The 9,476-nt window shown below is 70.2% G+C and carries 13 protein-coding genes; all 13 read left to right on the top strand.

What is annotated here, in order from left to right; translation table 11 throughout:
• The coding region (locus tag GRC12_RS37430; protein ID WP_208784639.1) for a hypothetical protein at positions 1-436 on the top strand (436 nt) is incomplete at its 5' end.
• A 13-nt stretch (positions 437-449) separates the two neighbouring features.
• Entirely contained in the window at positions 450-1,100 is a 651-nt protein-coding gene (locus GRC12_RS37425) for an OmpA family protein (protein WP_208784638.1), read from the top strand.
• A gap of 263 nt (positions 1,101-1,363) precedes the next feature.
• Complete coding sequence (locus GRC12_RS37420; protein ID WP_208784637.1) at positions 1,364-1,969, top strand: hypothetical protein; 606 nt, start codon at positions 1,364-1,366, stop codon at positions 1,967-1,969.
• Positions 1,963-2,886 carry an ATP/GTP-binding protein gene (locus GRC12_RS46055; protein ID WP_244374364.1) on the top strand — a complete coding sequence of 308 codons (924 nt, stop codon included), beginning with the start codon at positions 1,963-1,965 and terminating at the stop codon, positions 2,884-2,886. The genes GRC12_RS37420 and GRC12_RS46055 overlap by 7 nt, the downstream gene beginning before the upstream one ends.
• 81 nt (positions 2,887-2,967) lie before the next feature.
• Positions 2,968-3,630, top strand: coding sequence for an SAF domain-containing protein (locus GRC12_RS37410; protein ID WP_308286722.1), 663 nt, complete (start codon positions 2,968-2,970; stop codon positions 3,628-3,630).
• Complete coding sequence (locus GRC12_RS37405; protein WP_208784636.1) at positions 3,630-4,457, top strand: hypothetical protein; 828 nt, start codon at positions 3,630-3,632, stop codon at positions 4,455-4,457. The genes GRC12_RS37410 and GRC12_RS37405 overlap by 1 nt, the downstream gene beginning before the upstream one ends.
• On the top strand, positions 4,447-5,934 hold the full coding sequence (locus GRC12_RS37400; RefSeq protein WP_208784635.1) for a CpaF family protein: 1,488 nt from the start codon (positions 4,447-4,449) through the stop codon (positions 5,932-5,934). Before GRC12_RS37405 ends, GRC12_RS37400 begins: the two co-directional genes overlap by 11 nt.
• Positions 5,931-6,884, top strand: a complete 954-nt coding sequence (locus GRC12_RS37395; protein WP_208784634.1) for a type II secretion system F family protein — start codon at positions 5,931-5,933, stop codon at positions 6,882-6,884. The genes GRC12_RS37400 and GRC12_RS37395 overlap by 4 nt, the downstream gene beginning before the upstream one ends.
• Positions 6,881-7,765: a type II secretion system F family protein gene (locus GRC12_RS37390; protein ID WP_208784633.1), complete on the top strand. Its 885-nt coding sequence runs from the start codon at positions 6,881-6,883 to the stop codon at positions 7,763-7,765. Before GRC12_RS37395 ends, GRC12_RS37390 begins: the two co-directional genes overlap by 4 nt.
• Before the next feature lie 179 nt (positions 7,766-7,944).
• Positions 7,945-8,124, top strand: a complete 180-nt coding sequence (locus tag GRC12_RS46805) for a hypothetical protein (protein WP_308286723.1) — start codon at positions 7,945-7,947, stop codon at positions 8,122-8,124.
• Positions 8,124-8,549: a TadE/TadG family type IV pilus assembly protein gene (locus GRC12_RS37380; RefSeq protein WP_208784631.1), complete on the top strand. Its 426-nt coding sequence runs from the start codon at positions 8,124-8,126 to the stop codon at positions 8,547-8,549. Before GRC12_RS46805 ends, GRC12_RS37380 begins: the two co-directional genes overlap by 1 nt.
• On the top strand, positions 8,546-9,007 hold the full coding sequence (locus tag GRC12_RS37375; RefSeq protein ID WP_308286721.1) for a TadE/TadG family type IV pilus assembly protein: 462 nt from the start codon (positions 8,546-8,548) through the stop codon (positions 9,005-9,007). Before GRC12_RS37380 ends, GRC12_RS37375 begins: the two co-directional genes overlap by 4 nt.
• Positions 9,007-9,459, top strand: a complete 453-nt coding sequence (locus GRC12_RS37370) for a TadE/TadG family type IV pilus assembly protein (RefSeq protein ID WP_208784627.1) — start codon at positions 9,007-9,009, stop codon at positions 9,457-9,459. Before GRC12_RS37375 ends, GRC12_RS37370 begins: the two co-directional genes overlap by 1 nt.
• The last annotated feature ends 17 nt before the right edge of the window (positions 9,460-9,476 follow it).

Raw genomic sequence — 9,476 nt, 5'->3', positions numbered from 1 at the left:
CCCTCACGCCGCATCCGCCCCCCACGCACAGCTGGAGGCCCGCCGGCCTCTCGCCCAGCTGACGGCCCCGGGCGGCCTGTCGCTGTCGATCACATCGGCCCGACGGGACCGAGCCGGATACGTCACCGTCCGCGGCAACCTGACCAACAACTCCCCCACCGTGGCCGTCATCCCCGCCGAGTTACGCGGCGAGGAGCTGAAAGTCCTCACCACCGGCCCGTCCCTGGCCGGAGCAACCCTCGTCGACTTCCCCCACCACAAGCGCTACTACGTCCTGCGCGACACCGAAGGCCGCCCCCTGACCACCACCGGCCTGTCCACCCTCACAGCCGGCGAGAGCGCACACGTCTTCATGCAGTTCCCCGCACCTGCCGCGTACACGGTCGGCTTCCAGCTGCCGCTCTTCGACACCGCGACCATCACGATCAGCCAGTGAGGACAGCGCCCGCATGACCACCCTCCGAACACGACCCACCACCCCACTCCTCCCCGTCGTCCTCGCGGCCGCGGCAAGCATCGGGGCCGCCTGCTGGGCCGGGCAGGCAGCCGCCGCCGGCGGGCCAAGCGCCGCACCGGGCTCTCCCCTGCTGTCCGCCGGCGCCCCGGACAGGCCCGGGCTTGCCCTGCGCGATGGTGCGAGGCTCGCTCCCGCCAAAGTCCTCGACCTCGCCTCGCAGCCCGCCGACATCACCCGCGTGGTCGCGAACCAGGACACAGCCGAGCGCCGGGAGACCACCGGCACCCAGGTGACCGTCGTCCTGCAGGCAGCAGTGCTCTTCCCCAAGGACAGTGCCCGGCTGAGCACGTCGGCGCGCTCCCGCATCACCGCGCTGGCCCGGCAGATCCAGCCGCGGGCGGGCACCACGATCAGGGTGTACGGATACACCGACAACCTCGGCACCGCCGCCCACGGCCACACCCTCTCCCAACAACGCGCCACCGCCGTCCAGACCGTCCTCGCCACCGAACTGCGCGGCACACCCGTCGTCTTCGACACCCGCGGATTCGGCGAGAGCCACCCAGCAGCCCCCAACACCACCGAAGCCGGCCGCCGAAACAACCGGCGCGTCGAGATCTCCTACCCCCGCCCCGACGACTGACCGTGCCGGTGAAAACCGGACGCCCGCCCCATTCCACCCCCACAACAAGCGACGACAAGTCGACACTCGCCACCGGGAGTGACCGGATACGTCCCCAGTTGAGCGAGTGAACTCGAATATGACACTGGGAAGTTGACTGGCATATGCGTAACCTCACCGTCACGCAAAAGCACCACCGCAGCCGGCAGGCCGCGGTTCTGGGTCATCGCACGGCGAAGACCGGGGGCAGCGGTCGACCAGACCGCGCCGTACGGGGAGACCAAGTGATCCAGCAACACCGCACCCCATCACTCACCGCCGTCCGCAACCGAGATCGACGCACAGCGATCTCGGCTCTGCTGGCACTTGCCACGATCACGCTGACAGCCGGCTGTTCCTCCGGTGGTGGAGACAATGCCGAGACGTCGCCCACCCCCAGCAGCGCCACGCCCACCAAGACCATGTCCGCCGACGAGGCGCAGGCCCGCAAGGACGTCATCGCCGCCTACCAAGGCATGAACGACGAAGAGGTCAAGGCGTATGCGAAATCGTCGCTCGCCGGGAGCGACATCACCAAGTACGCCACCGGCGACGCACTTCGTGATGCGAAGGACACCGTCTTCGTCAACATGCGGAACGGCATCGTCGTCAAAGGCGAGCCCAAAGTAACAACGTCCGAGGACGACGTCACATTCGATGCCTCCGGTGCTCGAGCGGCTCTCTCCGTTTGCTTCGACTTGAACACATGGGAGTCCGTCGACAAGAAGACCGGAAAGAGTCTCGTCCCGCCCAATCAGGTCAAGCGCTACACGATCACTGCGCATCTCCAGAAGCAGAGTTCGCGGTGGCTGGTCACCGACGAAAAGGCACACAAGGACAAGCCATGCTGAGTTGGCGCGTCGTCGCGGCCACCGTGCTGGCATCACTGGCCGTCTTAGGCACGACGGAGAGTACCGCGTACGCCGGAGGCAAGGTCGTCTGCAATGAGAGGGGCCTGTGCCGTGTAGTCGCCGACGATACGGTCACCACGCCGGGCAAGGACGGGGACAGCGAGCATGCCTCGCATGGCAGCTCCGGCAAGCCCGAGTGCTTCGACGATCGGGTGGGCCACAATCCGGTGCCCTGCCACTTGGACGGTTATGGCGACTGGGTCAACGGCCGTAACTGCTATTTCCAGAAGGCCAATCCGCAGCCGCCGGCGGGTGATCCCCGGTGGGAGGGCCATGACCCGGCGGATGGCGTTGTCTATAGCGCGTACTGCCCCGACAACCCCGGCATGACCAGCGCGTGGTTCGCCCAGCCGCCGGGTGGCGGCGTGGCCGTCGACCCGGAGGTGCTGGCTCGGGAGGCGGTGAGGAAGATGCGGCTGCTGGGCCCGGACATCGCCAGCCCGCGGGCGGGTGGGAGGTACACCGTGGGCGTGCCGGTGTGGATGTGGGTCAACCAGAGTCCGACCACGTACGGTCCGCAGTCCGCGTCGGCGTCCGCGGGCGCGGTCACCGTGACGGCCACGGCCAGGGTCTCGAAGATCGTCTGGCGGATGGGCGACGGCGCCACGGTGACGTGCCACGGCCCGGGCACGGTCTACCGTGCCTCGGCCGGTATGGCCGAGTCCCCGACGTGCGGTCACGTGTACGCCAAGACGTCGGCTGCCGCAGCAGGCGGCAGGTACCGGCTGACAGCGACGTCGACATGGATGATCAACTGGGCCGTCACCGCCGGCGCAGGCGGGCAGAGCGGCCAGTTCACCCAGACTCAGCAATCCCTGATGCAGGTGGCGATCGGCGAGGTTCAGGTCGTCAGGTAACGGCGCCGGAAGGACGAAGAGTTGAGCAGCACACACGCACGTGCAGACGCAGCCCCGCACAGAGTTTTACCGGAGGGTCGTGTGGCCGGGCCGGTGGCGCCGCCCCGGGTGTCGGCGCGCCGGCGACGCCCGGGGGTCATCGCGCTGTCGTTGGCGCTGATCGCCGCCGGAGGGGCGGGGGTGGCCGTCCTGCTGCTGCAGGTCGGCGACCGCACCGAGGTGGTGACCGTGGTCCGCGAGGTCCAGGTCGGGCAGGTCCTGGCCGAGGACGACCTGGGCAGGGCGTCCGTCGCCCTGGACCCGGCCGTCAAGGCGGTACGCGCCGGTGATCTGACGGCGGTGGTGGGCCAGCGGGCCGCGGTGGAACTCAAACCCGGATCCCTGCTCGCGCCGTCGCAGGTGACCAGGGACAGCCTGGTGAAGGCGGGCGAGCAGCTGGTGCCGATCGGTCTGGAGCCCAAGCAGATCCCCGCCACCGCTTTGGTGCCGGGCCAGAAAGTGGCCCTGGTGCACGTCCCGGCCCAGGGGGCCGGCGACACGGGCCCGGACACCGGCTCCGGCAAGGCGACCGGGGCGGTGTCGGCGACCATCGGCGGCCGGGTCGTGAAGGCGTCCGGTGCCGCTCCGGGCAGCGGGATCGTGGTCGTCGACGTGGCCGTGTCCGCCGCCGACGGGCCAACAGCCGCCGCATGGGAGGCGGCCGGCGCGCTGCGTCTGGTCCTCGCTGCTGCGGACGGCAGCTGATGGCGGTGATAGCGCTCGCCGGGTGCAGCGGCGCGCCCGGTGTGACCACGAGCGCGCTGGCGTTGTTGCTGTCGTGGCCGCTTCAGGCGGGCCGGCGCATGATCTTGGCCGAGTGCGACCCGGACGGCTCGGCCGTGCTGCACGGGCTGCTGCAGGGCACACTCGGTGACCGCTACGGGCTGCGCAACCTCAGTGTCGCGGCCCGCAAGGGCGAGTTCGGTGAGGCCTTCTGGCGGCAGCTGATCGACCTCGGCAGCGGTGACGGCCGGCCCGAATCGGCGCCGGACCGGCTTTTGCTGCCCGGCCTGAGCGACCCGGTGCAGGCGGCGAGCCTGACCCAGGTGTGGAAACTCCTGGCGCAGATGTTCCGCGGCATCGAGGCCGATCATGGCCACGACGTGCTCATCGACCTCGGGCGGCGCGGCGCGGTAGGGCCCTCGGGAGTGCTGGCCGAGCGGGCCGATGCCGTCTGCGTGGTGGTCCGCAACACCCTGCGCAGTCTGCAGGCCGCCGAGGGCCGGGTCCGCACGCTGCAGGAGCGCGTCGGCGGCGTCGGTGTGCTGCTGATCGACGAAGGCCCCTATCCGGCGGGTGAGGTGCAGCGGGTGCTGCAGGTGCCGGTGATCGCCACGCTGCCGTACGCGCCCAGGGACGCGCGTGTGCTGTCCGACGGCGCCGAACAGCCGCGCCACTTCACCCGTTCGCCGCTGATGAAGGCCGCCCGCACGGCCGGCACGCTGCTGGTGCAGCAGGCTGCCCTGCGCCGGGCCCGTCTCGATCCCCGTGCTGCGCGCACGCCGGGCGGGGAGGTCAGCCGTGCACGCTAGGCCCCTGCACCCCGACCCCACGGTGGCACCGGTGGCCCAGGAGCGGGCCCACCAGGCCAACGGAGCACCGGCAGTTGCTGGTGCTGCCTCGAGTACGCAGGTACTGGGCTCAGCTGCTCCTCAGATCACCGTCGACTACCGGGTGGCCCGCGAGATCGCCTCCCAGGTGGCCAGGCAGCGCGAGGAGCTGCTCAAGACCAAGCCCGGCATGGACCGGGCCAGCGAAGAGCAGCGCTGCCTGAACTGGATTGCCGAGGCTGTTGCGCTGTTCTCGGACGCCCAGGCGATGACGCCGCACGAGGACGAGGCGCTGCGACGCTCGGTGTATGACCTGCTGTTTAGGGCCGGCCGGCTGCAGCCGTACCTGGACGACGAGCGGGTCGAGGACATCATCGTCCAGGGCCCGCACGAGGTGTGGCTCGACTACGGCGACGGCCAGCGCCGCAGGGTCGGCCCGATCGCCGACTCCGAAGAGGAACTGCTGGAACTCCTGCGGGAGCTGGCGCGCAGTTCGGGGCACAGCGAGCGCACCATCTCCACCGCGAACCCCACCCTCGCCCTGTCATTGCCGGACGGCTCCCGGCTGCAGGCCGTCACCGGGCTCGGGCCGATGACGTATGCGGTCATCCGCCGCCACCGCATCTCCCACGCGAACCTCGACGACCTCATCCGGCTGGGCACCATCGACCCGATCCTGCGCGAGTTCCTCGGCGCCTGCGTGCGCGCGGAGAAGAACATCATGATCGCGGGGAAGCAGAAGGCCGGCAAGACCACCCTGCTGCGGGCGATGCTCAAGGAGTTCGACCCGGAGTGCCGGTTCGCCACCATCCAGACCGAAGACGAACTCTTCTGCCACACAGGCGGCTACCACCGCCAGGTCGTCTCCCTCATCGGGCGGGAGTCCAACGGGGAAAAGGACGCCACCGGCCGCAGCGCCGGCGAGGTCACCCTGCTGGATCTGATGCATCCCGCTTTGCGGATGTCGCTCGAGCGGATCGTGGTCGGCGAGGTCCGCGGCCCCGAAGTCGTGGCGATGATGCAGGCGCTGACCAACGGCTCCGGCGGCAACCTGTGCACCATCCACGCGCGCCGTGCGGACATCGTCTTCGACCGGATCGCCGAACTGTACGCACTCGCCCAAGGCAATCTCTCCGAGCAGCTCGCCTACCGGCAGAGCGCCAACGGCCTGGACTTCATCGTCTACGTCGACATGACCGATGAGACGCAGATCGGCGGCCGCCGCCACCGCTACGTCTCCCACGTCCTGGAGGTCACCGGCATCGGCGAGACGGGCCGGCCCGCCACCAATGAGATCTTCGCCCCCGCACCCGAGTGGGGAGAACTGCGGGCGGTGCCGAAGATGGACCCGGCCTGCATCGACGACCTGCGCCGCGCCGGCTTCGACTCCGGTCTGCTGCACCACCCCTACGGGGCCTGGCCGGCGCCGCTGCCGCTGAAGGTGGGAGCGGTCCGATGACGCTGCTGCTGGGCCTGCTGTGCGGCATGGCCGTCATCGGTGGGCTGGTCGGTGTCGTGGCGGGTGTCGTGGGTACGACTGCGCCGCGCCGGGCCCCGCTCTTCAAGCGCTGGCAGGCGGGCCGGTCCGGTGGGAAGAACCAGGGGGAGCACGCACGGCTGCGCAGGCAGACCCTCATCCTCGCGGCCGTCGTGGTCTTCGCAGGTGTGTGGCTGGTCTCGGGGAACTTCGTCGGGGGCGCGCTGCTCGGCGCGGCCGTCATCGGCGTGCCCTGGCTGATCAGCCCGGCGCAGGTCGCGGCCGAACGCATCGGCCAGCTGGAGGCCTTGTCCGAGTGGACCCAGCGGCTGGCGGGCCTGCTGCGGCTCGGCATGGGCCTGGAACAGGCGATGATCACCAGCCGTCAGGGGGCACCGGACGAACTCGCCCCGCAGATCACCACCCTGTCCGACCGGCTGCGCCTGGGATGGCGGCCGGAAGCAGCCCTGCGCGCGTTCGCCGACGAACTCGACGACGTCACCGCCGACAAGGTGAGCGCGGCGCTCATCCTGTCCGCGGGCGACCGCGGCCCGGGCCTGGCCCAAGCCCTGGAGGATCTGTCGGGGACCGTCCGCGAGGAGGTCGCCAAGAAACGCGCCATCGAGGCCGACCGGGCCAAACCCCGCACCACCGTACGGTGGATGACCATCATCACCGCAGGCGTCGTGGCGGCCGGGTTCTTCGTGCCCAGCTACACCAAGCCGTACTCCACGCTGCTGGGACAGCTCGTCCTGGCCCTCCTGACGGCCGGATTCATCGGCGTGCTCGCCCTGATGCGGCAACTGGGCACCTTCCGCCGCATCCCGCGCTTCCTCATCCCCGACCCGGCCAGCTCTGTCCGCCTGCCCGCGCCCCCGCCCAAGCCGGAGAAGCCGATCGTCGCCGGCAAGCCGGAAGGAGCCGCTTCGTGAACCTGCTCCCCGTTGTGGTGACCGGCGGCACGGTCGGCGCCGGCCTCGCCCTGCTGATCCGCGAACTCCTCACGCCCCAGCCGGCGTTGGGGCCGGCCCTCAAGCGCAGCGCCCCGGCCACGTTGACGATGCCCGAGCCGGAGCTGGACCGCGAGGAGGTGTGGGGCCGGTGGCTGCTCGCCCGACTCGAGCGGCTTCCGGGCGTCCGCGTCCCCACCGTGAACCTGGCTCTGCTCGGGCAGGGGCCGGGCCAGTTCATGCTGAAGAAGGTCGCGCTCGCTGGTCTGGGTCTGCTCTGCCCGGTGATCGCGACGATTCCGTGGATCATCGTGGGCGTGGGGCTGCCGTTCTACGTGCCCGCCGGCGTCGGACTCATCATCGCCGGCCTGCTGTTCATCACGCCGGATCTCGCCGTGCGGGATGCGGCCAAGCGGGCACGGGAGGAGTTCGCGCACGCCCTGTCCGCCTACCTCGACCTGGTTGCCCTCAAGCGCGCCGCCGACGCCGGCCCCGCCGAAGCCCTGGAAAAAGCCGCCGCCGTCGGCGAAGGCTGGCCCTTCCTCTATCTCCAAGGCGCGCTGCGCCGGGCACGGCTGGAGAAGATTGCGCCGTATCAAGCGCTCACGGAACTCGCCCACGCATACGACCTGCCCGTCCTGGACGACGTCGCCGACATCATGCGCGGCTCGGCCACCGACGGCGCCGCCGTCTACAAGGCCCTGCGCGCCCGCACCGCCGCCCTCAACGCCGAACTCCTGGCCGCCCAGGCCGCCGAGGCCAACACGGCCAGCGAAAAGATGACCGCGCCCGGGGCCCTCTTGGCCGTCTTGGTCATGTTGTTGATGGCCTTTCCCGCCGTGATCCGGATGCTGACCGTCTGACCACCAACGTTGTGCAACGCAGCAGAGAGGTAAGCCACATGAAGCACACCGCAGCCCGCACGCGCCGTGCTGTGATCCGGGCGACCACCCACCCGCACGCCGGCCCGGACAGGGCTCCCCGCCGACCCGCCCACGACAGCCGGGGATCCCGCATCATCGGACGCGCCAACCGGGCGGCGATCCGGCTGAGCACGCGTCTGCAGGAGGGCCTGGAAGAGGCCACCCGCCGCCCGGACCGCGGCGACATCAGCACCACCACCGTCATCATCTGGGTCGCCGCCGTCACCGGCGCCGTCCTCATCGCCGGCACCATCGCCGTCGTGATCGCCAAGTACAACGGCAAGCTCAACGGACTGTGATGTCTGGTCCCGAGCGGCTGAAGGACTGGTGGCAGGGGCGACGATGGCGTGACGACCGCGGCGACACCGCCATCCAGATGGCGATCATCTTTCCGTTCGTGCTCCTCGCCACGGTTGCCGTGATTCAGGCCTCCCTGTGGTACTACGCGCGGCAGATCGCCCTGACCGCGGCCCGCGAGGGCCTCACCGCCGCCCGCGCCTACCAGTCGAGCCCCGCCGACGGTGCGGCCCAGGCACGAGACGTGCTGGGCCGCACCGCGGGTGACAGCCTGAGCGGCTACAGCGTCTCGGCCAGCAGCAACGGGCAGCGTGTGCAGGTTTCCGTGTCCGGGACCGCCATGTCGATGATCCCGGGCGTCTCCGGCCTTCGGGTCACCCAGTCCGCGTCCGGCCCGGTGGAGAGATGGACGGTCCCGGGAGGGTGAACGACGTGCGTTGCAAGGCCCGTTGGGCACGCAGACTGCGCAGCGACGAGGGCAGCGCGGCGATCGAGGCTGCCATCATCCTCCCCGCCCTGATCATGTTCATTTGTATGGCCATAGCCGGAGGACGCATCGTCACCTCCGGCGCGAAAATCGACGCCGCGGCCGAGGATGCGGCACGAGAGGCCTCCATTCACCGCACCGCGGCCTCCGCGCACAGCGCCGCGCAGGCGGCGGCCGCCCAGTCCCTGGACGACCAGGGCATCAAGTGCTCGTCCACCAGCGTCAGCATCAACACGGGTGGCCTCAGCGTGCCGGTGGGGCAGGTAGGGACGGTCACCGCGACGGTGACCTGCACGGTCAACCTCTCCGACCTGTTGCTTCCAGGCGTGCCGGGAGCCAAGACGCTCACGTCGACCGCCACCTCGGTCGTGGATCAGTACCGGCAACGGGGGGACTGATGATCTTCCGCCAGAGCGTCCCGCACCGGACGCTACGAGACGACCGGGGAGGCGTCACCGTATTTGTCGCCGTGTGCGTCATCGCGCTGATCGGGATCATCGGCCTGGCCGTCGACGGCGGCAGCAAGATGCGGGCCACGGAACGCGCCGACTACGTCGCCGGCGAAGCCGCCCGGGCGGGCGGACAGGCCATCGACCCCGCCGAGGCCATCAAGGGGACCGCGATCACCGTGAATCCGCAGGACGCACAGGCCGCCGCCCAGGCGTACCTGCGGTCCGCCGGAGCCACCGGCACGGTCAGCGTGTCCGGCGACGGCAAGACCCTAACCGTTGTCGTCACCAGCACGTACGACACGAAGTTCTTGTCGGTGGTTGGAATCGGCTCGCTGTCGGTGACCGGCCATGGCAAGGCCACCCTCCTGCACGGCGTCACCGCTCCCGAAGGAAACTGATGCCCGCCACCCCCTCC

Origin of the sequence: Streptomyces griseorubiginosus (assembly GCF_017614965.1) — a bacterium.
Lineage (GTDB): Bacteria > Actinomycetota > Actinomycetes > Streptomycetales > Streptomycetaceae > Streptomyces > Streptomyces griseorubiginosus_B.
The sequence above is the reverse complement of the archived record's forward strand: the minus strand, read 5'-3'. Positions and strand labels throughout refer to the sequence as shown.